At 70.7% G+C, this 20012-nt stretch carries 21 protein-coding genes; 13 read left to right on the top strand and 8 right to left on the bottom strand.

All coding sequences use genetic code 11. The annotated features are described in order from the left end of the window. Positions 1-142 precede the first annotated feature (142 nt). The 4 genes from ACFWDI_RS01720 to galK all read left to right on the top strand — a co-directional run bounded on the left by ACFWDI_RS01720 (position 143) and on the right by galK (position 4217). Entirely contained in the window at positions 143-835 is a 693-nt protein-coding gene (locus ACFWDI_RS01720) for a LuxR C-terminal-related transcriptional regulator (RefSeq protein WP_385300697.1), read from the top strand. A gap of 243 nt (positions 836-1078) precedes the next feature. After that, positions 1079-2122, top strand: coding sequence for a galactose-1-phosphate uridylyltransferase (galT, locus tag ACFWDI_RS01725; protein ID WP_385300698.1), 1044 nt, complete (start codon positions 1079-1081; stop codon positions 2120-2122). 5 nt (positions 2123-2127) lie between these two features. After that, on the top strand, positions 2128-3114 hold the full coding sequence (gene galE, locus ACFWDI_RS01730) for a UDP-glucose 4-epimerase GalE (RefSeq protein WP_385300699.1): 987 nt from the start codon (positions 2128-2130) through the stop codon (positions 3112-3114). Further along, positions 3111-4217: a galactokinase gene (gene galK, locus ACFWDI_RS01735; protein WP_385300701.1), complete on the top strand. Its 1107-nt coding sequence runs from the start codon at positions 3111-3113 to the stop codon at positions 4215-4217. The genes galE and galK overlap by 4 nt, the downstream gene beginning before the upstream one ends. Positions 4218-4229: 12 nt before the next feature. Here the strand turns inward: galK and ACFWDI_RS01740 are convergent, their stop codons facing one another. Next, positions 4230-4676, bottom strand: a complete 447-nt coding sequence (locus tag ACFWDI_RS01740; protein WP_385300702.1) for a GNAT family N-acetyltransferase — start codon at positions 4674-4676, stop codon at positions 4230-4232. 244 nt (positions 4677-4920) lie between these two features. On the opposite strand from ACFWDI_RS01740, the gene ACFWDI_RS01745 reads away from it, so the two are divergent. Then, positions 4921-5700 (top strand): response regulator transcription factor, encoded by a 780-nt coding sequence (locus ACFWDI_RS01745; protein ID WP_327328355.1) that lies wholly within the window; start codon positions 4921-4923, stop codon positions 5698-5700. Here the strand turns inward: ACFWDI_RS01745 and tamR are convergent. Beyond that, positions 5659-6156, bottom strand: a complete 498-nt coding sequence (tamR, locus tag ACFWDI_RS01750) for a MarR family transcriptional regulator TamR (RefSeq protein WP_324973496.1) — start codon at positions 6154-6156, stop codon at positions 5659-5661. The genes ACFWDI_RS01745 and tamR overlap by 42 nt on opposite strands. Before the next feature lie 131 nt (positions 6157-6287). Between tamR and ACFWDI_RS01755 the strand changes: the two genes are divergently transcribed. Beyond that, positions 6288-7109 carry a trans-aconitate 2-methyltransferase gene (locus tag ACFWDI_RS01755; protein WP_385300703.1) on the top strand — a complete coding sequence of 274 codons (822 nt, stop codon included), beginning with the start codon at positions 6288-6290 and terminating at the stop codon, positions 7107-7109. Beyond that, positions 7109-7468 carry a VOC family protein gene (locus tag ACFWDI_RS01760; protein ID WP_385300704.1) on the top strand — a complete coding sequence of 120 codons (360 nt, stop codon included), beginning with the start codon at positions 7109-7111 and terminating at the stop codon, positions 7466-7468. The genes ACFWDI_RS01755 and ACFWDI_RS01760 overlap by 1 nt, the downstream gene beginning before the upstream one ends. A gap of 168 nt (positions 7469-7636) precedes the next feature. On the opposite strand, the gene ACFWDI_RS01765 is transcribed toward ACFWDI_RS01760, so the two are convergent. Beyond that, positions 7637-7957 (bottom strand): hypothetical protein, encoded by a 321-nt coding sequence (locus ACFWDI_RS01765; RefSeq protein ID WP_385300706.1) that lies wholly within the window; start codon positions 7955-7957, stop codon positions 7637-7639. A 273-nt stretch (positions 7958-8230) separates the two neighbouring features. Between ACFWDI_RS01765 and ACFWDI_RS01770 the strand changes: the two genes are divergently transcribed. From ACFWDI_RS01770 to ACFWDI_RS01790, 5 genes are read left to right on the top strand one after another with little or no spacing between them, the layout of a single operon-like run. Next, positions 8231-8788: an RNA polymerase sigma factor gene (locus ACFWDI_RS01770; RefSeq protein ID WP_385300707.1), complete on the top strand. Its 558-nt coding sequence runs from the start codon at positions 8231-8233 to the stop codon at positions 8786-8788. After that, positions 8785-9714, top strand: a complete 930-nt coding sequence (locus ACFWDI_RS01775; RefSeq protein WP_385300708.1) for a zf-HC2 domain-containing protein — start codon at positions 8785-8787, stop codon at positions 9712-9714. The genes ACFWDI_RS01770 and ACFWDI_RS01775 overlap by 4 nt, the downstream gene beginning before the upstream one ends. Before the next feature lie 17 nt (positions 9715-9731). Next, positions 9732-10598, top strand: a complete 867-nt coding sequence (locus tag ACFWDI_RS01780) for an ABC transporter ATP-binding protein (RefSeq protein ID WP_362682377.1) — start codon at positions 9732-9734, stop codon at positions 10596-10598. Beyond that, positions 10595-12235 carry an ABC transporter permease gene (locus tag ACFWDI_RS01785; protein ID WP_385300709.1) on the top strand — a complete coding sequence of 547 codons (1641 nt, stop codon included), beginning with the start codon at positions 10595-10597 and terminating at the stop codon, positions 12233-12235. Before ACFWDI_RS01780 ends, ACFWDI_RS01785 begins: the two co-directional genes overlap by 4 nt. After that, on the top strand, positions 12232-12939 hold the full coding sequence (locus ACFWDI_RS01790; protein WP_385300710.1) for a hypothetical protein: 708 nt from the start codon (positions 12232-12234) through the stop codon (positions 12937-12939). Before ACFWDI_RS01785 ends, ACFWDI_RS01790 begins: the two co-directional genes overlap by 4 nt. Positions 12940-12982: 43 nt before the next feature. Here ACFWDI_RS01790 and ACFWDI_RS01795 read toward each other — a convergent pair whose 3' ends face one another. Then, positions 12983-13672 carry a TetR family transcriptional regulator gene (locus tag ACFWDI_RS01795; protein ID WP_385300711.1) on the bottom strand — a complete coding sequence of 230 codons (690 nt, stop codon included), beginning with the start codon at positions 13670-13672 and terminating at the stop codon, positions 12983-12985. Further along, entirely contained in the window at positions 13669-14652 is a 984-nt protein-coding gene (locus ACFWDI_RS01800; RefSeq protein WP_385300712.1) for an acyl-CoA desaturase, read from the bottom strand. The genes ACFWDI_RS01795 and ACFWDI_RS01800 overlap by 4 nt, the downstream gene beginning before the upstream one ends. A 214-nt stretch (positions 14653-14866) precedes the next feature. On the opposite strand from ACFWDI_RS01800, the gene ppc reads away from it, so the two are divergent. Further along, on the top strand, positions 14867-17596 hold the full coding sequence (ppc, locus tag ACFWDI_RS01805) for a phosphoenolpyruvate carboxylase (protein ID WP_385300713.1): 2730 nt from the start codon (positions 14867-14869) through the stop codon (positions 17594-17596). A 202-nt stretch (positions 17597-17798) separates the two neighbouring features. Here the strand turns inward: ppc and ACFWDI_RS01810 are convergent, their stop codons facing one another. The 3 genes from ACFWDI_RS01810 to pth all read right to left on the bottom strand — a co-directional run bounded on the left by ACFWDI_RS01810 (position 17799) and on the right by pth (position 19779). Then, a complete protein-coding gene (locus ACFWDI_RS01810) occupies positions 17799-18488 on the bottom strand; it encodes an LPXTG cell wall anchor domain-containing protein (protein WP_385300715.1) in 690 nt (229 codons plus the stop codon). Positions 18489-18662: 174 nt separating this feature from the next. Further along, the gene (locus ACFWDI_RS01815; protein ID WP_385300717.1) at positions 18663-19130 is read right to left on the bottom strand and encodes a hypothetical protein; all 468 of its coding nucleotides are present in this window, start codon (positions 19128-19130) and stop codon (positions 18663-18665) included. Positions 19131-19185: 55 nt separating this feature from the next. Further along, positions 19186-19779, bottom strand: coding sequence for an aminoacyl-tRNA hydrolase (gene pth, locus ACFWDI_RS01820; protein ID WP_385300718.1), 594 nt, complete (start codon positions 19777-19779; stop codon positions 19186-19188). Positions 19780-20012 lie beyond the last annotated feature (233 nt).

Consider the following 20012-nt stretch of genomic DNA (forward strand, 5'->3'; position numbering starts at 1 on the left):
GACCTGTTGTAGCCCTGTTTGGCGAAGAATTCGGCATTCTGGGGGGCTTCTGCCGAGTTAGGGGCGCGCAACGTCGAACAAGCGTGTAGCTTGCCGGGGCAGGAGGGCCGGGGGGCCAGCTCGCGGGGATGGGGGTTGCTCGATGGGCGTGCGGCTCGTGGTGGTCGATGATCACCGACTGCTCGCCGAGGCACTCGCCTCGGCCTTGAAACTGCGTGGGCACCGGGTGCTCGCTGCTGCCGCTCCGGGGGCCGGCGCGGCCGAGCTGGTGGTGGCCAGGGCGCCCGAGGTGTGCCTGCTGGGCACGGCGGCACCCGCGGAACCGGGCGCCTTCGACCCGATCGTGAAGATCAAGCGGGAGCGCCCGCAGGTGGCTGTGGTGGTCCTCGGCCCGGTGCCGAGCCCGCGAGGGATCGCCGCGGCCTTCGCGGCCGGCGCCTCCGGATATGTGCGTCACGACGAGCGGATCGAGGGCGTCGAGCGGGCGATGGTCAAGGCGCGGGCGGGCGAGGCCGTGGTGGCTCCGCAGCTGCTGCAGGGCGCGTTCGCCGAGCTGCTCAACCCGGCCGCGCAGCCGGACGACGAGGGGCAGCGACTGCTGCAGCTGCTCACTCCGCGCGAGGTCGAGGTGCTGGTCAGGGTCGCGGACGGCGAGGACACCCGGCTGATCGCGGCCGGGATGGGGATAGCGCCGAGCACGGCCCGTACGCATGTGCAGCGGGTGCTGATGAAGCTGGGAGTGGGCTCCCGGCTGGAGGCCGCGGCGCTGGCGGCGCGCACCGGACTGCTGGACCGGGCGACGATCGCCTCGTCGTCCGGGCCGGCGGCGGAGTAGGCGTTACGCGTCCTCGAGGTCTGTGGCCTCGGGCGTGGTCACCGACGTCCTCGTACCGAAGGATCGGCACGGCCGGCTCGGATCTCACCTGGTTCGCCTGGTTCCCCTGGTTCCCCTCGTTCAATGGCTCATCTGGTTGAAATGTCCTAAGTAAGCGCATGCTGCATGCCCATTGACGATGGCTGTTGGCTTGTGATTTGTTATGTGCGGTTCTGTTTGCTGGGAGGCTGAGGGAGCTCCAGAGTGAAGAAGACGTCGACCCGGCTCGCCGACGGTCGTGAGCTGCTCTACTACGACTCCCGCGACGACGCCGTACGCGACGCCGTGGACCGGCGGCCGCTCGACCCGATCTCCACCACCTCCGAGATCCGCCGCGACCCGCTGCTCGGCGACTCGGTCGCCATCGCCTCGCACCGTCAGGGCCGCACCTACCATCCGCCGGCCGACGAATGCCCGCTCTGCCCGTCCAGGGACGGCCGCCTCAGCGAGATCCCGGCCGCCGACTACGACGTCGCCGTCTTCGAGAACCGCTTTCCGTCCCTGGCCGGCGACTCCGGCCGCTGCGAGGTCGTCTGCTTCACCTCCGACCACGACGCCTCGTTCGCCGACATCGGCGAGGAGCAGGCCGCGCTGGTGCTGGAGGCCTGGACCGACCGCACCGCCGAGCTCGCCGAACTTCCGCAGGTGGAGCAGGTCTTCTGCTTCGAGAACCGGGGCGCCGAGATCGGGGTGACGCTGGGGCACCCGCACGGCCAGATCTACGCGTACCCCTTCGTCACCCCGCGCACCGCGCTGATGCTGCGCTCGGCCGCCGGACATCGGGCCGAGACCGGCCGCAATCTCTTCGACGACCTGGTCGCCCGCGAGCGTGAGCAGGGCGTACGAATGGTGCTGGAGGGTGAGCACTGGGTCGCGTTCGTGCCGTACGCGGCGCACTGGCCGTACGAGGTGCATCTGTACCCGCTGCGGCGTGTTCCGGACCTTCGGGCGCTGGACGACGCGGCGCGCACAGAGTTCCCACAGATCTATCTGGAACTATTGAGACGCTTCGACCGGATCTTCGGTACGGGGGAGCCGCCGACGCCGTACATCGCGGCCTGGCACCAGGCGCCCTTCGCCGATGTCAACCGGAGTGACTTCGGGCTTCATCTCGAGCTTTTCACCATCCGCCGGACTTCCGGCAAGCTGAAGTTCCTCGCGGGTTCCGAGTCCGGTATGAGCGTGTTCATCAATGACGTGCCGCCGGAAACCGCGGCCGAGCGACTGCGAGAGGTAGCGAGCGAGTGAGTGGCATGCCGCAGAAGAAGTACCTGGTCACGGGTGGCGCGGGATACGTCGGCAGCGTGGTGGCGCAGCATCTGCTGGAGGCCGGCCACCGGGTGACCGTGCTCGACGACCTCTCGACCGGGTTCCTGGAAGGGGTTCCGGCGGGCGCCGAGTTCATCGAGGGCCGGATCCAGGATGCGGCCAAGTGGCTGGATTCCTCGTACGACGCGGTGCTGCACTTCGCGGCCTTCTCGCAGGTCGGCGAGTCGGTGGTGAACCCCGAGAAGTACTGGACCAACAACGTGGGCGGGACCATGGCGCTGCTTGCCGCCATGCGGTACGCGGGCGTGCGCAAGCTGGTCTTCTCGTCCACCGCGGCGACATACGGCGAACCCGTCTCCACGCCGATCACCGAGACCGACCCGACGGCCCCCACCAGCCCGTACGGCGCGTCCAAGCTCGCCGTCGACCACATGATCACGGGCGAGGCCGCGGCGCACGGCCTCGCGGCCGTCTCCCTGCGGTACTTCAACGTGGCGGGCGCGTACGGCCCGTCGGGCAACATCACCTGCGGCGAGCGCCACGACCCCGAGTCGCATCTCATCCCGCTGGTGCTTCAAGTCGCCCTCGGCAAGCGCGAGTCGATCTCGGTGTTCGGCGACGACTACCCGACCCCGGACGGCACCTGCGTCCGCGACTACATCCATGTCGCCGACCTCGCCGAGGCGCATCTGCTCGCGCTGGACGCGCCGACCGCCGGCGAGCACCTCATCTGCAACCTCGGCAACGGCAACGGCTTCTCGGTCCGTGAGGTCATCGAAACCGTACGCAAGGTCACCGGCCATCCGGTCCCGGAGGTCGTGGCCCCGCGCCGCGGCGGCGACCCGGCGGTGCTCGTCGCCTCCGCGGCCACCGCGCACAAACTCCTGGGCTGGCAGCCCAGCCGCGCCGACCTGGCGGGCATCGTGTCGGACGCCTGGGCCTTTGCCCGTGGGAGGGAGAACGCTTCATGAGTGACGGTGTGTGGGCGGCCCCCGGCCGGGTGAACCTGATCGGTGAACACACCGACTACAACGACGGTTTCGTGATGCCCTTCGCGCTGCCCCACACCACGGTCGTCACCGCGGCGCGCCGCGACGACGGCGTACTGCGGCTGCACTCGGCGAACGTCGAGGGCGGCGCGGTCGAGTTGCGCGTCGGCGACCTCGCGCCGGGGCGAGGGGCGGGCGGCTGGACCGACTACCCTGCGGGCGTCGTCTGGGCGCTGCGCGAGGCGGGCCACCCGGCCGCCGGCGCGGACCTGCACTACGAGTCCACCGTGCCCACGGGCGCGGGCCTCTCCTCCTCCGCGGCGCTCGAGGTCGTCACGGCTCTCGCTCTGAACGACCTGTACGAACTGGGCCTGGAGCGGTGTCGGATGGCCCGGCTGTGCCGGCGTGCCGAGAACGTCTACGTCGGCGCGCCCACCGGGATCATGGACCAGACGGCCTCGGCGTGCTGCACGGACGGGCACGCGCTGCATCTGGACACCCGGGACCTCTCCCAGCGCCAGATCCCCTTCGATCTGGCGGCGTTGGGCCTGGAACTCCTGGTCGTCGACACCCGTGTCAAGCACGCCCACAGCGACGGCGAGTACGGCAAACGCCGCGCGGGCTGCGAGGCGGGCGCGGCGGCGCTCGGCGTTCCCGCCCTGCGGGACGTTCCGTACGAGGGCCTCGCCCGGGCGCTGGACCGGCTGGACGATCCGGAGGTGCGCGGCCTGGTGCGGCATGTCGTGACCGAGAACCACCGGGTCGAGCGGGTGATCGGCCTTCTGGAGGCGGGCGAGGTGCGCGCCATCGGCCCGGTGCTGACCGAGGGGCATGCCTCGCTGCGGGACGACTTCCGGGTCTCCTGCCCGGAACTGGACCTGGTGGTCGACACAGCGCTGGCGGCGGGCGCGCTGGGCGCGAGGATGACGGGCGGCGGCTTCGGGGGCTCGGCGATCGTCCTGACGGATGCGCCGACGACGCCGACGGTGACGAAGTCGGTCCTGGAGGCGTTCGCGTCCGCCGGTCACGCGGAGCCGAGGATCTTCCCGGCGACGCCTTCCCGGGGCGCGACGCGGGTGTCATGAGCCCTCGGCCCGCTACGCCAGCCGCTTCGTGAGGATGAACTCCGTTGCCCCCGGCGGGTAGTCGTCCACCCTGCCCACCACCTCGTACCCACGCCTGCGGTAGAACTCCGGCGCCTGGAAGTCCCAGGTCTCCAGGCGTGCGTACACGCAGCCCCGGTCCTGCTTCGCCGTCCGTTCCGCCTCGCCCAGCAGCCGGGTGCCGAGGCCCGTGCCGCGGTGGGCGTCCGCGACCCACAGCAGATCCACATGGAGCCAGCGTCCCCAGGTCAGTGCCGTCAGCCCGCCCGCCAGCTCGGCCGTGCCCGGTTCGAGCGCCCAGACCTCCAGCGGCACTTCGTCGTCGTGCGGTGTACCCCGCAACCCCCGTATCGCCGGTGACCGCCCCGAGTTGCTCTGGTCCAGCCGCTCACCGAGCAGCATCCGCCGATCTTTGTCGACTTCTGTCGCAATACGAAACATGCGGCCCACCCTAAACACCCTGGCCAATCAGTTCTGCAAATAGCCTTCCGCTCCGGCCCCCCAGCCGTACGCTGATGCTCAGCACCGGTGGGGGCCGGTGTTGATCAGGGGGCGAGACAGTCGGGTACGACGCCCGGGGCGGGGTATCAGTCACAGCACGGCGGCGGCCGAGCGACCGCTGAACTACCCCGAATACCCGGGCGGCGTACCCGCGCCGGTCCGTCCTCCGACACTGGGGGTGTCTGTGGTTCGTATCCGGGTTCTGGTGGTGGACGACCACCGCATCTTCGCCGAGTCACTCGCCGCCGCTCTTGCGGCCGAGCCCGATGTGGATGTCGCCGCGGCCGGCAGCGGCCCCGCCGCGCTGCGGTGCCTGGAGCGGGCGGCCGCCGACGGCCGCAGATTCGATGTGATGCTGGTCGACGCCGACCTCGGCGCCCTCGCGGTGCCGGGCGGCCGTGCCGTAGCCGTCGCCCGTGCCGTGTCCGACAACGGCGAGGAGGGTGTCGTCGACGGCATATCCCTGGTCGCCGGCGTCCGTTCCGGCCATCTCGCCGTCCGTACGGTCGTGCTCGCCGAGAAGGACGACCCGCGCCGCGCCGCGCTCGCTCTCCAGGCCGGCGCCTCCGGCTGGGTCGCCAAGGACTGCTCGCTGCAGCGGCTGCTCGCGGTGATACGGGGAGTGCTGAGGGACGAGACCCACTTGCCCCCCGCCCTGCTCACCGGCGTACTGCGAGAGCTGACCGCGGCCCGCAAGCACCGCACCGAGAGTGAGCAGCTCGTCGAGTCGCTCACGCCGCGCGAGCGTGAGGTGCTGCGCTGCATGGTCGCGGGCCTGGGGCGCAAAGCAGTGGCCGAGCGCCTCTTCCTGTCTCCGCACACCGTTCGTACGCATATGCAGAACGTTCTGGGGAAGCTGGGCGTGCACTCCACGCTCGCCGCGGTCGCTCTCGCGCGCCGCGCCGGGGTCGGTCCGGTCGACCTAGCCGGGAACGTTGTCGAACGGGGCGGTCAACTGGCGTAGCAGCGCGGCCAGTTCGGCCCGCTGTGCCCGGGAAAGCTCGGAGAGGATCGCGCGCTCCTGCGCGAGCAGCCCGGCCAGCGCCTGGTCGGCGCGGTCCCGCCCCTCGGGCGTGAGGCGCACCAGCACACCGCGCCGGTCGCTGGGGTCGGGCAGCCGCTCGACCAGGTCTTTCTTGGCGAGCCGGTCGATGCGGTTGGTCATGGTGCCGGAGGTGACCAGGGTCTGGGTCAGCAGCTGTCCCGGTGAGAGCTGATACGGAGCCCCCGCGCGCCGCAGCGAGGTGAGTACGTCGAACTCCCACGGCTCCAGATTGTGCTCGGAGAAGGCGAGCCGCCGGGCCCGGTCGAGATGGCGGGCGAGCCTGGAGACGCGGCTGAGTACCTCGAGCGGTTCCACGTCGAGGTCGGGGCGCTCACGGCGCCATGCTGCGACCAGTCGATCGACCTCGTCCTCCATGTCGATCAGTGTAGAGGGTCTGTCGACGTGAAGTCTCTTGACATCAAGATATATTCGGGCGCAGGCTTGGGCATGGTCGGGCCGGAACCTCATTCCGCTTCGGCACACCGTTCCTGCAAGGGGGCTCGAACATGCATTCCGCACCAACCTGGGATCCGGAGCAGTACCTGCGCTACGCCGGGCACCGCACACGACCATTCGTGGACCTTCTCGCCCGAATACCCCGGCTGCCCAATGGCGACCGTCCCGCCCGTATAGCGGACATCGGCTGCGGACCCGGCAATGTCACCGCACTCCTCGCCGACCGCTGGCCCACCGCCCACATCACGGGCTTCGACTTCTCCCCGGAGATGCTCGCGATCGCGGAGAAGGAGCACGCAGGCGCCACACCCGGCGGCGGCTGGCTGGACTTCCGGCCCGCCGATGCCGCGTACTGGACGCCCGACGAACCGTACGACCTGATCGTCTCCAACGCGGCACTGCAGTGGGTGCCGAACCATCCCGAGTCCTTCCCGGTCTGGATCGAGGGACTCGCTCCCGGCGGCACCTTCGCCTTACAAGTCCCCGGCAACTTCACCTCCCCCAGCCACGCCCTCCTCGGCGAGCTCTGCGAAGCCCCGCAGTGGCGCGGCCGGCTCGGCGACCGCGGGCGGCGCTTCGTCCACATCCTGAACCCTGCCGACTACCTCGCCCGCCTGGTGGATCTCGGCTGCGAGGCGGACGTCTGGGAGACCACGTATCTCCAGCTCCTCGCCGGGGAGGATCCGGTGCTGGACTGGGTCAAGGGCACGGCGCTGCGTCCCGTCCTCACCGCGCTCGGCGACGACGCCACGGCCGAGGCCGAATTCCTGGGCCAGTACCGCGATCTGCTCCGCAAGGCGTATCCGCCGGGCCCGCACGGCACGGTGTTCCCGTTCCGCCGGATCTTCGCCGTCGGGCGAAAGGGGTTCTGATGCTCACCGCCGTCGACCACGTCCAACTGGCCGCGCCGCCCGGCTCGGAGGACGCTCTGCGCGCGTACTACTCCGATGTCCTGGGTATGACGGAAATCCCCAAGCCTCCCGTGCTTGCGGCCCGCGGCGGCTGCTGGTTCCAGCAGGGTCCCGTCCAGCTCCATCTCGGCATCGAGGCGGACTTCCGGGCCGCCAGGAAGGCCCACCCCGGACTGCGGGTCACGGGCATCGAGGCGTACGCGGCGCGGCTGGAGGAGCGCGGCGCGAAGGTGGTCTGGGACGATGGCCTCCCGGGGCACCGCCGTTTCTACTCGCAGGACCCGGTCGGCAACCGGCTGGAGTTCCTGGAGCCGGCGTAGCAGCGGGCATGCGCGGACCGACGCGCACCACGGTCGGCGAGGGGTTTTCCCTGGAGTAGGGCTTCAGGGAAGGCCCCTCGCCTTGGTGCGGTGCGACGTCAGCCGCTCAGACCGACCGGATCAGCCGCCGGACGGGCAGCCGGACCGGTCAGGGGACAGGCAGCCGGATCAGCAGCCGCCGAGACCCGCGAAACGCGCGGTGATGGCCACGGTCTCGGAGTGCCAGTGGCCCGGCCCGTAGGTCTCACAGGGGCCGTCGGTGTGCCGGTCCCACTTGAAGTAGTAGCGGTACGTCCCACGGCAGTTGTTGGTCACCCGCGTCGTCGTGGTGGCCCAGCTCGACGTGTTCTTGATGGTGATGCACGACGGGACGGCGGTGGCCTGGGCAGGCGCGGCGGCTGCCGGAGCGACACCCATCACTCCGGCGATCGCTCCAGTGGCCATGAGGACGGCGGCAGGGCGCGCCAGTGACGTGAGGTTCTTGGGCATGCGAATTCCCCTCTTCATTCGGGTTGGTCGGACCCGTCCTCGGGTTGGTCGGGCCCGAGCGATGGCGAAGGTACGTCTGTGGCGTGGGGGGACGAAAGAGTTCCGAATGGCCTATGTGTAGTTCAGTGGCCAATGGTCGAAAAGTGGCCTACGGAACGGCGGGTAAATGGCCTGTACAGAGCCACGGTTGGCTGAATGCTGGTGGGGGCAGGGGCCGGAAAAGAATCTCCGACTTCCGTGAACCGATCCGACCCGCCCGTCCGATGAGGGGATGTGGCGTACGTGGAGGAGCAGCACCCCAGTGACGGGGACCTGCTGCGCGCGGTGGAGGACGGCGACAGCCGTGCCTTCGAGCTGCTCTACCGGCGCTACGAGCCGTGGTTGGTCGCCCGGCTCCAGTACCGGTGTCCTGATCCCGGCGTCGTCGACGACGTCGTACAGGAGACCTTCCTCGCCGTGTGGCGGGGCACCGCGCGCTACCGCGAGGAACACGGCGCGGACGCGGCCGGCTGGCTGTGGCGCATCGGATCCCGCCGGCTCGTCGACATCCAGCGAGGGCACGGCGCACGGCAGCGGCTTATCCGGGCACTCGGCCGGTTCCGGCACCAGGAACAGCCCTCCGCCGAGGACGAGGCGCTGCACGGCATCCCGCACGGCGAACTCGCGCACGCCCTGGAGAAGTTGCCGGCGGAACTCAAGGCGGTGCTGCAGGCCACCGTGGTCGACGGCCTCACCACCGCCGAGGCCGCGAAAGTGCTGCGGATTCCGGCAGGCACCGTCAAAACCCGTGCGATGAGGGCACGCCAGCGGCTCCGGAAGGAGCTGGCATGAGCGGATCAGGAGAGGACATGAGGGGCGCAGGAGAGGAGCAGGCGATGACTTCCCCGTGGGACACCGGCAGCCGGGGGAGCCCGGGACGCCCCGTACCGCACAGCCGCGTACACCTCCCGGACGCCCTGCTGCGCGACTACACCGCCGGGGAGCTCGGCCCGCCCGCTCTCGCCGGCGCGGAAGGGCACCTGGCGCAGTGCGCGCACTGCCGGGCACGGCTCGCCGCGTACGCCGACACCTCCCGCACCGAGGCGGGATGGGCTCGGCTGGCCATCGCCAAGGACGTGCCCCGGCCAGGGCCCGCCGAACGTGCGCTGCACCGGCTGCGGGTACCCGGCCACACGGCACGGCTGATCACCGCGACACCCGCACTGCGCCGCTCCTGGCTCACCGCAGCCGTGGTCACGCTGCTGCTCGCCCTGGTCGTCGCCCGGCTCGGGCACGCGGCCTCCGCCTCGCTGCCGTTCTTCGTGGTGGCGCCCGCGCTGCCGGTGATCGGAGTCGCCCTCTCCTTCGGCCCGCGCAGCGATCCGATGTACGAGATCACCCTCGTCACCCCCGTGTACGGACTGCGGCTGCTGATGCTGCGCACGGTCGCCGTGGTCACCACGGCCCTGGTCCCGACGGCCGCCGCGGCCGTGGCGCTGCCCGGCCCCGCCCTGGAGACACTCGGCTGGCTGCTGCCCTCCCTCGCGCTGACGTCGCTCACGCTGGCGCTGTCGGCGCGCATCGACCCCACCGCGGCGGCCGGCGTCGTCGGCGGAGCCTGGACGCTCTGCCTGCTGGCGGCCTTCGGGCCCGTACAGGACGCGCTGCTGAGCGCCGCCGGACAGCTGTCCGCGGCCGGAGTGCTCTTCGCCGCCGCCCTCTCCATCACCCTGACCCGCACCCGGTACGACCGGGACACCCAGCACGCACGCGCGTGAACCGGAAGGAAATCCCGATGAGCCCAGCCGCGGTCACCGTCCGTGAACTCGCAGTGAACTACCGGAGCTTCAAGGCACTGGCCGGGGTGTCCTTCACCCTGGGACCCGGCGTGACCGGGCTCCTGGGCCCGAACGGCGCCGGTAAGACGACCCTGTTGCGGACACTCGCCACCGCGGCGCTGCCCGACGGCGGTGACATCTCGGTGCTCGGCATGGACCCGCGGACGCCCGAGGGGCGGCTCGGGATCCGGCGCCGCCTCGGCTATCTGCCGCAGGACCCCGGCTTCCACCCGGCCTTCACCGCCTTCGAGTTCGTCGACTACGTCGCCATCCTGAAGGAGCTGACCGACCGCGCCGCCAGGCACCGCGAAGTCCTGCGGGTACTCGACGCGGTCGGGCTGCCGGGCCGGCGCGGCAAGAAGATCAAGCAGCTCTCCGGCGGTATGCGCCAGCGCGTCGCGCTCGCCGCGGCACTCGTCGGCGACCCCGAATTCCTCATCCTGGACGAGCCGACCGTGGGCCTCGACCCCGAACAGCGGTTGCGATTCCGGGAGTTGATCGCCGACCTCGGCGACGGCCGCACCGTACTGCTGTCCACCCACCAGACCGAGGACGTCGCCGCGCTCTGCCGCCGCGTCGTCGTACTGGACCACGGAACCGTGAAGTTCGACGGCGAGCCGCCCGCGCTCGCGGCCGTCGCCGCCGGCCGCGTATGGAGCAGCGCCGAACGGGACCCGCGGGCCCTCGCCGGATGGCGCACCGGAGTCGGAACCGTACGGAACATCGGCACCGCCCCCGCCGGCGCGCCCCTCCTCGAACCCACCCTGGAGGACGGCTACCTGCTGCTCCTCGACGCCACCGCCCAGAAGGAGCACGCGGCATGACCGTCGTCGGCGACGCCCGCCGTGGCAAGACGGACCGGGCCGCAACCCCGGCCGGGCAGAGCGGGACGCGCGGCGCGGTCCTCGCGCTGGCCCGCGTGGAAGCGCTGCGCCTGCTGCGCCACCCGGCGATGCTCGGCGCCCTGGCCGGCTACCTCGCGCTATGGGGCTACGCCCTGGCGACCGGGGACGCGGCGAACCGCTACCCGGTCCTGCAGGACAGCTCCCGCTACATCCAGCTGCCGACCCTGCTGCTCGCCGCAGGCACCCTGCTCGCCGCCGACTTCGGTGTGCTGCGGGCCGTCCGAAACGGCGTGGAGCCGGTGTACGAGGTGCTTGTCGTCGGCGCCCGCGGCCGCTCCCTCGCCCATCTGCTGGCGGTGCTCCCCGCGGTCCTGCTCTGCGCGGGCCTCAGCCTCGCCAGGATCGGCTACCTCGCCGCCGAACCGGGAGCCGTCGGTACCGTCCAGTGGCTCGAGGTGGCGACCGGCCCCGCCGTGGTGCTCCTCGCCGGAGTCCTCGGGGTGCTGCTCGCGCGACTGTTCCCGGCTCCCGCCGCGGCCTCGCTCGCACTGGCCCTGCTCGCGGTGTTCACCTTCATCGCGGCCGTCCAGAACACCGCGGGCTGGCGCTGGCTGGCTGTCGTCGCCATGGAGGACGAGTTTGTGCAGCCGCTGCCGTCGGCGCTGGTCGGCAGGCCGGCCGGGTTGCATCTGCTGTGGCTGACCGGCCTCACCGTGCTGCTCGCCGCGTGCGCCCTGCTGCGCGGCCGGCCGGGCGCGGCGCCCGGACCGCCGCGCCGCGGCACACGTCCGCTGTGGGCGTGCGCCGCCGTGGCAGCGGCCGTGGCGGTGGTCGCGGGCGCGCTGCAGATGCGGCCGCTGCCCGACAGTGTCGTACGGGCCAGGGCCGACGTCACCGAGCACCCGGCCGCCGGCCAGCAGTGCGTGACCAGGAAGAGCGTCACCTACTGCGCGTTCCCCGAGTTCAAGGGGCGGGTGACCGAGTGGGACGGCGTGGTGCACGGCGTTCTCGCCCGTACCCCGGACGCCGTGGCCGACGCCCGCTACTCCGTACGCCAGCGGATCTTCCGGGACGGCATCGAGGCACACGCCAACAAGCCGCTGCCGTACACCGCCTGGGACGCCGACGACCGCCGGGAAGGGACGCCGGGCGCCGTGCCCGTCGGCACCTGGTGGAGCGCGGGCGATGCGGGACAGGACGCGGAGAGCGACGCGGTGGCGGAGTTCTCGGCGCTGTTCGCCTACCGCGTGGTGACGGGCACGCTGCCGCGGGAAGAGGGCGGGACCACCGTCTGCGGCGCCCGCGCCGTACTGACCCTGTGGCTGGCCGGTCAGGCCACCGGCGACTCCGAAGCCGCCCTCAAGGACCTCACCGGCCGCACCACCGGCGGTCTGAGCCTGCTGGTTCTCGAATCGTCCAGCGGACTCGACTTCGACGCCAGGGAACGGGAGTTCGCGCTGAAGCTGCTGGACGGTCCGTCCGACCGGATCGGCGAGCGGGTGAAGGCGTCATGGCGCGAACTGACCGCGACCGGGACCACCACCGACCGTGCCGCGGAGCTCCTCGGAGTACGCGCGCCGGCGCAGGTGCCGGCCGGCGAGCGGGCCTGCGCGTGAGGCCCCGAAGGCTGTTCCCGCTGCTCCTGCCGTACGCGCTGCGCTCCGCCCGCACGCTGCCGCTGCTGATCGCCGTGACGGCCGCGGTGCTGCTGGTGGGCGTCCCCGCCCTGGTCTCCGGCGGCATGCGGCTCATCGACGTCGTCCTGCTGATCCGTTCCGCGGCCGTGCTGATCGCGGTGGGTGCGGCTTTCCTGCTGGACGACCCGGCCGCCCGTACGACGGAAGTGGTGCCGACTCCGCGCTGGGTGGTGCACGGGCTGCGGATCTTCGTCGCGCTGCTCGGGGCGGCGGCCGGCTGGACGGCGGTGCTGCTCCTGGGCGCCATGGCGGTGAACCCGGACGAGCGGCCACTGCTCCCGCAGCCCGGCCTCACCCTGGAGGCGGCGGCACTGCTGGCGATGGTGATCGCGCTCGCCGCGCTCGGGTTCAGGCTCAGCACGGGCAACGGCACCGGCGCGGGCACCGGCGGCGGTGCGCTGGCGGCCCCGGGGGTGGTGATGGGCGTGATCGTGTCGGTGCTGCTGCCGCTGCCGGACGCCCTGGATCCGTTCGCCCAGCCGCTGTCGGCGGGCTGGGATCCGTCGCGCCGTGTCTGGGCCCTGGTGCTGTGCGTCGCGGTCGTCGCGGCGGTCGCCCTGTGCCGGGAGACGGCCCCCGGACGGCGCGCCGTCGGGTGGCGCGCTCCCGGACGGCGCGGCTGACGCCGCGCGCCTGTGCTCGCCCCGGGGCCGGAGGCGGCGCCGCTCAGTTCTTGCGGTGCCCTATCAACCGCGGCTTCGCCTCCAGGCTGCCCAGACCGTGCCAGGCCAGATTCACCAGATGCGCCGCGACCTCCGCCTTCTTCGGACGGCGGGCGTCCACCCACCACTGGCCCGTCAGCGCGACCATGCCGACGAGCGCCTGCGCGTACAGAGGCGCCAGCTTCGGATCAAAACCGCGGGCCTTGAACTCCAGACCCAGAATGTCCTCGACCTGGGTCGCGATATCGCTGATCAGCGACGCGAACGTACCGGTCGACTGGGCGACCGGAGAATCGCGCACCAGGATGCGGAAACCGTCCGTGTACGTCTCGATGTAGTCCAGCAGCGCAAAGGCGGCCTGCTCCAGCAGCTCGCGTGGATGCCCCGCGGTCAGCGCGCTCGTCACCATGTCCAGCAGCTGGCGCATCTCGCGGTCCACCACAACGGCGTACAGACCCTCCTTGCCACCGAAGTGCTCGTACACCACGGGCTTGGAGACACCGGCCTTCGCGGCGATCTCCTCGACCGAGGTGCCCTCGAAGCCCTTCTCGGCGAAGAGGGTGCGGCCGATGTCCAACAGCTGCTCCCGGCGTTCCGCCCCCGTCATACGGACGCGGCGCGCTCGCCGGCTCCCGGAGGGCCGGTTCTTGTCCGTGCTGCTGGTACCGCCGTCGATCGCCACGTCGTCAATCATGCCGTCTCGGCGGCGTCAATCCTGCGCCGGGCGTCAATACGTGACGCATCCGGCCAGCGCACGTCGTACGCCCAGCCCAGCTGCTCGAACCAGCGGATCAGCCGGGCGCTGGAGTCGATCTGGCCGCGCAGCACGCCGTGCCGCGCGCTCGTCGGCTCGGCGTGGTGGAGGTTGTGCCAGGACTCGCCGCAGGACAGCACCGCCAGCCACCACACATTGCCCGAGCGGTCGCGGGACTTGAAGGGGCGCTTGCCGACCGCGTGGCAGATGGAGTTGATCGACCAGGTGACGTGGTGGAGCAGGCAGACACGGACCAGCGAACCCCAGAAGAAGGCCGTGAACGCGCCCCACCAGGACATCGTGACCAGGCCGCCGACCAGGGGCGGGATCGCGAGGGACAGAATCGTCCAGTAGATGAAGTGGCGGGAGATGAGACGGAGCGCGGGATCCTTGATCAGATCCGGTGCGTACTTGTGCTGGGACGTGCGCTCCTCGTCGAACATCCAGCCGATATGTGCCCACCACAGGCCCTTCATCAGCGCCGGCACGGTCTCGCCGAAGCGCCACGGCGAGTGCGGGTCGCCCTCCGCGTCGGAGAACTTGTGGTGCTTGCGGTGGTCCGCCACCCAGCGGACCAGCGGGCCCTCGACCGCCAGCGACCCCATGATCGCGAGAGCGATCCGGAGAGGACGCTTGGCCTTGAAGGAGCCATGGGTGAAATAGCGGTGGAAGCCGATCGTGATGCCGTGGCAGCCGATGTAGTACATCGCCACCAGCAGGCCGAGATCCAGCCAGCTCACACCCCAGCCCCAGGCCAGAGGCACCGCGGCGAGCAGCGCGACAAAGGGCACCGTGATGAACAGCAGCAGGGCGATCTGCTCCAGCGACCGCTTTTTGTCCCCGCCCAGCGTGGCGAAGGGGAGATCGTCGGCTGCCGACGGCTTCGGGGCGTCGTCCAGCAGATGCGGGCTTGTGGCCATGAGGGTCCCCTGTGGGGTGAGAGATGGGACTGAAGATCGAGGCTACGGATGCGTAACCTACGCCATCGTAAGTATGCAGGTGTGCGGCCCCGCGGCAAGAGACCTGTGGATAACGTCAGGGAAATGGACACCTATCCTGGGTGTCGTCGGACAGCGCGGTCCGCAGCCTCCAGACCCCTCCAGACGTGCTCAAACACTGCAAGGAGCCGCACCTGTGAGCAGTGCCGACCAGACCCCCACCGCCAGCGCCGAGCTGCGCGCCGACATCCGCCGACTGGGCGATCTGCTGGGCGAAACCCTCGTCCGGCAGGAGGGCCCCGAGCTCCTCGAGCTCGTCGAGCGGGTCCGCGCACTGACGCGCAGCGACGGTGAGGCCGCAGCCGAGCTGCTCGGCGACACCGACCTCGAGACCGCGGCCAAGCTGGTACGCGCCTTCTCCACCTACTTCCACCTCGCCAACGTCACCGAGCAGGTGCACCGCGGCCACGAGATGCGCGAGCGGCGCGCCGCCGAAGGCGGACTGCTGTCCCGTACGGCGGACATGCTCAAGGACGCCGACCCCGAGCATCTGCGCGAGACCGTCAGGAACCTGAACGTCCGGCCCGTGTTCACCGCGCACCCCACCGAAGCGGCACGGCGTTCCGTACTGAACAAGCTCCGCCGTATCGCCGAGCTCCTCGAGACCCCCGTCATCGCCGCCGACCGGCGCCGGCACGATCTCCGGCTGGCCGAGAACATCGACCTCATCTGGCAGACCGACGAGCTGCGCGTGGTGCGGCCCGAGCCCGCCGACGAGGCACGCAACGCCATCTACTACCTCGACGAGCTGCACGCCGGCGCCGTCGGCGACGTGCTGGAGGACCTGTCCGCCGAGCTGGAACGAGTCGGCGTCGAACTGCCCGCAGGCACCCGGCCGTTGACCTTCGGCACCTGGATCGGCGGCGACCGCGACGGCAACCCCAACGTCACCCCCGCGGTGACCTGGGAAGTGCTGATCCTCCAGCACGAGCACGGCATCACCGACGCGATCGCGGTCATCGACCATCTGCGCGGACTGCTCTCCAACTCCATCCGCTACGCGGGCGCGACGGAAGAGCTGCTGACATCACTGCAGACGGACCTCGAGCGGCTGCCCGAGATCAGCCCCCGCTACAAGCGGCTCAACGCCGAAGAGCCGTACCGCCTCAAGGCCACCTGCATCCGGCAGAAGCTCGTCAACACCCGCGAGCGCCTCGCCAAGGGCACACCGCACGAGGCGGGCCGCGACTACCTCGGCACCGCCGAACTGCTGCACGACCTCACCCTCATCCAGACGTCGCTCCGCGCACACCGCGGCGGACACTTCGCCGACGGCGGCCTGGACCGCACGATCCGCACACTCGCCGCCTTCGGACTGCAGCTCGCCACGATGGACGTACGCGAGCACGCCGACGCGCACCACCACGCGCTCGGGCAGCTCTTCGACCGGCTCGGCGAGGAATCCTGGCGATACGCCGACATGCCGCGCGACTACCGGCAGAAGCTGCTCGCCAAGGAACTGCGCTCACGACGGCCGCTCGCCCCGACGCCCGCGCCGCTGGACGCCGCGGGACAGAAGACCCTGGGCGTCTTCCACACCGTCAAGGAGGCCTTCGAACGCTTCGGGCCCGAAGTCATCGAGTCGTACATCATCTCGATGTGCCAGGGCGCGGACGACGTCTTCGCGGCGGCGGTGCTCGCACGCGAGGCCGGTCTGATCGATCTGCACGCCGGCTGGGCAAAGATCGGCATCGTGCCCCTGCTGGAGACGACCGACGAGCTGAAGGCCGCGGACGTCATCCTCGACGCGATGCTCGCCGACCCCTCGTACCGCAGGCTCGTCTCGCTCCGGGGTGATGTCCAGGAGGTCATGCTCGGATACTCCGACTCGTCCAAGTTCGGCGGCATCACCACCTCGCAGTGGGAGATCCACCGGGCGCAGCGGCGGCTGCGAGATGTGGCACACCGGTACGGCGTACGGCTGCGGCTCTTCCACGGTCGCGGCGGCACCGTCGGCCGCGGCGGCGGCCCCTCCCACGACGCGATCCTCGCGCAGCCGTGGGGCACACTCGAGGGCGAGATCAAGGTGACCGAGCAGGGCGAGGTCATCTCCGACAAGTACCTCATCCCGTCGCTCGCCAGGGAGAACCTGGAACTGACAGTCGCGGCGACACTGCAGGCCTCCGCGCTGCACACGGCGCCGCGCCAGTCCGACGAGGCGCTGGCCCGCTGGGACGCGGCGATGGACACCGTGTCGGACGCCGCGCACGCCACCTACCGGCGTCTGGTCGAGGACCCGGACCTGCCCGCGTACTTCTTCGCAGCCACCCCGGTGGACCAGCTCGCCGACCTCCACCTCGGCTCGCGCCCCTCCCGGCGGCCGGACTCCGGCGCCGGTCTCGACGGCCTCCGCGCCATCCCGTGGGTCTTCGGCTGGACGCAGTCACGGCAGATCGTGCCCGGCTGGTTCGGCGTCGGGTCAGGACTGAAGGCGCTGCGTGAGGCCGGCCTGGACACGGTCCTGGACGAGATGCACGAGCAGTGGCACTTCTTCCGCAACTTCATCGCCAACGTCGAAATGACGCTGGCGAAGACCGATCTGCGTATCGCCCGCCACTACGTCGACACGCTCGTGCCCGAGGACCTCAAGCACGTCTTCGCCACCATCGAGGCCGAGCACGCGCTGACGGTACGCGAGGTGCTGCGGATCACGGGCGGTGAGCAGCTGCTCGACTCCCACCCCGCGCTGCAACAGACGTTCGGCATCCGGGACGCGTACCTGGACCCGATCTCCTACCTCCAGGTCTCACTGCTCGCCCGCCAGCGCGCGGCGGCAAAGCGCGGCGAGGAGGCGGACCCGCTGCTGTCGAGGGCGCTGCTGCTCACGGTCAACGGTGTGGCGGCCGGCCTGCGCAACACGGGCTGACGCCCGCGGCCAGACATGAATGGCGGATGCCCCGCGCCGGTGAGGCCGGTGAGGTGCGGGGCATCCGTCGTCCCGGTGCATTCCGGGGGCTGCGCCCCACACCCGTTGCCGCGCGGCGGGACAAGCACCGGTATGCGATACGGGGTGCCCCCGCCGGAGTTCTCCAGGCGGGGGCGCCCTTCTCAGCGCCTCTCAGCGCTTCTTAGTGCCGCTGGGCCGTGCGGCGACGGGCCAGCAGATAGCCGCCGCCCGCGACCAGCGCGACCGAGAGCGTCGCGAGCAGGCCGATGGGCGCGCCGTTGCCGGTCTCGGCGAGGTCGCCGGAGGTGCCGTCGGCGCTCGGCGCCGCGCTCGGCTTCGAGTCGCCCGCGGCGGTCGGGGCGGTCGGGGCAGTCGCGGCCGGCGTGGACGGCTGCTCACTCGGCTGCTCGCCCGGCTTGTCGCTCACCGTGGCGCTCGGCTTGTCGTCCGGCTTCGAGTCCTCGCTTCCGCAGTCGGTCCAGAAGACCTTGTGCTTGGCCCGGCCGTGCTCGCCGTCGAAGTTCCAGAACAGCTTGTAGTGGCCGTCGGGCAGACCCAGATCCGTGGTCCTGCCGTGGCCGTCGCCGTCGAGCGTCAGCGAACCGGACTGAACCGTCTCGCCCTTGACGTCGGCGGTCGGGGCCCAGGCCTCGATGCGCCAGTCGACCTGCTGGCGGGCGTCAAAACCGAAGGCGTCGAGATAGAAGGAGCAGACGTGCGGCTCGTTCTTGCGGAGTTCCTCACCGGTCTTGGCATCGTGGATTTTCACGGTGCCGTTGTCGCCGGGAGGGGTGGCGAGCGCGGAAGGCGCGGCCAGCAGCGAGAGAGCCGCTGCCGCCACCAGTGCGCTGGAGGACGTGAGGGTGCGCATGGGCAATCCAACGTGAGAGAGGACGGATGCCGTGGGGGGCGGCTCAGCGTCCTGTGAACTCGCGGGCCGGTCAAGACACCTCGTGACGCATCCGCCCCAAGCGCTGACACTTGTCCCAATAGTCCTGGATAACGATCAGGTGAATGCGACGTTCCGGTAAGGGAGCCGGATCGTTCAGAGCGCGAAGAACGCCCCCACCAGCAGCGCCCCGCCCGCCGCCGCCGTTGCCCAGGCCACGCGCGTCAGCCGCAGTCCGCCGCCGATCACCAGACCGGCCAGAACCAGCGCGCCGCCGAGCGGGAGCCAGGCGAACAGAGCACCCGCCGTGCCCGTCCGCACCACCTCGTGCGTACCGGGCTTCACCACGACCGCGAGCTTCGCGCCCTTCCGCACGGCAACCGACTTGTCGATGGTCACGCCGGAGCGGGGAGGGGCCGGGTCCTCGGGCTCGTACGGGCCCGTGCAGGTGTCCTTGCCGCAACTGGCGATCTTCAGGGTGCCGTGTTCACGGCCCTTGGCCAGCAGGACGTGTTGAGCCGTGCCCCAGGACGACCAGACGCCGGCGACGAGCAGCAGTGCGGCAACGCACGCCATCGCCGCCCGTTGGCCGTAAAGGAGCATGCGGGTCCGCTTCGGGCTCATGGGCCGCGATCCTTGGCCATGCACACGCGCCCGGTCAACTCGCGGCCCGGCTTTATCAGGAGTTGTACGTACTTTGAGCCCGCTCCAGGCCCTCAGTCACCAGACACTCCACCGCATCCGCCGTGCGGTCCACGAGATACGCAAGCTCCTTGCGCTCCGTGGACGAGAAGTCCTTCAGAACGAAATCCGCGACCTGCATCCGGCCCGGCGGACGGCCGATCCCGAATCGCACCCGGTGGTAGTCCGCGCCCATCGACTTGGTCATCGACTTCAGACCGTTGTGCCCGTTGTCTCCGCCGCCGAGCTTGAGCCGCAGCGCGCCGTAGTCGATGTCCAGCTCATCGTGGATCGCGACGATATTCGCGGTCGGCACCTTGTAGAAGTCACGCAGCGACATGACCGGACCGCCGGAGAGATTCATGTACGACATGGGCTTGGCCAGCACAACCCGACGGCCACTCGGACCCGGCGCGCCGATCCGGCCCTCGACGAGCTGCGCCTGAGCCTTCTGCGCACGCTTGAACTTGCCGCCGATGCGCTCGGCGAGGAGGTCGGCGACCATGAACCCGACGTTGTGCCGGTTCGCGGCGTATTCGGGCCCGGGGTTGCCGAGGCCCACGACGAGCCAGGGGGCGTTCGCGTCGGACATCTGCGCTGCGTCTCCTCGCATACGGCATACGTACAGCAGGTACAGGTACAGGTACAGGTACAGGTACAGCAGGTACAGGTACAGATACAGGAAACGGGGTGGCGGGGCGCCGCCCCCCCCCCCCGCAAGCCCAGCCAGGCAGAGCCAGGCCAAGCCCAGCAGAGCGTACGGCCAGTCTCTTATAAAAAAAAGAAGCAGACCACGACCAAAGGGGGGTTGATCTCGGTGGTCGG

Source organism: Streptomyces sp. NPDC060064, from assembly GCF_042736455.1.
In the GTDB taxonomy this organism is placed as follows: domain Bacteria; phylum Actinomycetota; class Actinomycetes; order Streptomycetales; family Streptomycetaceae; genus Streptomyces.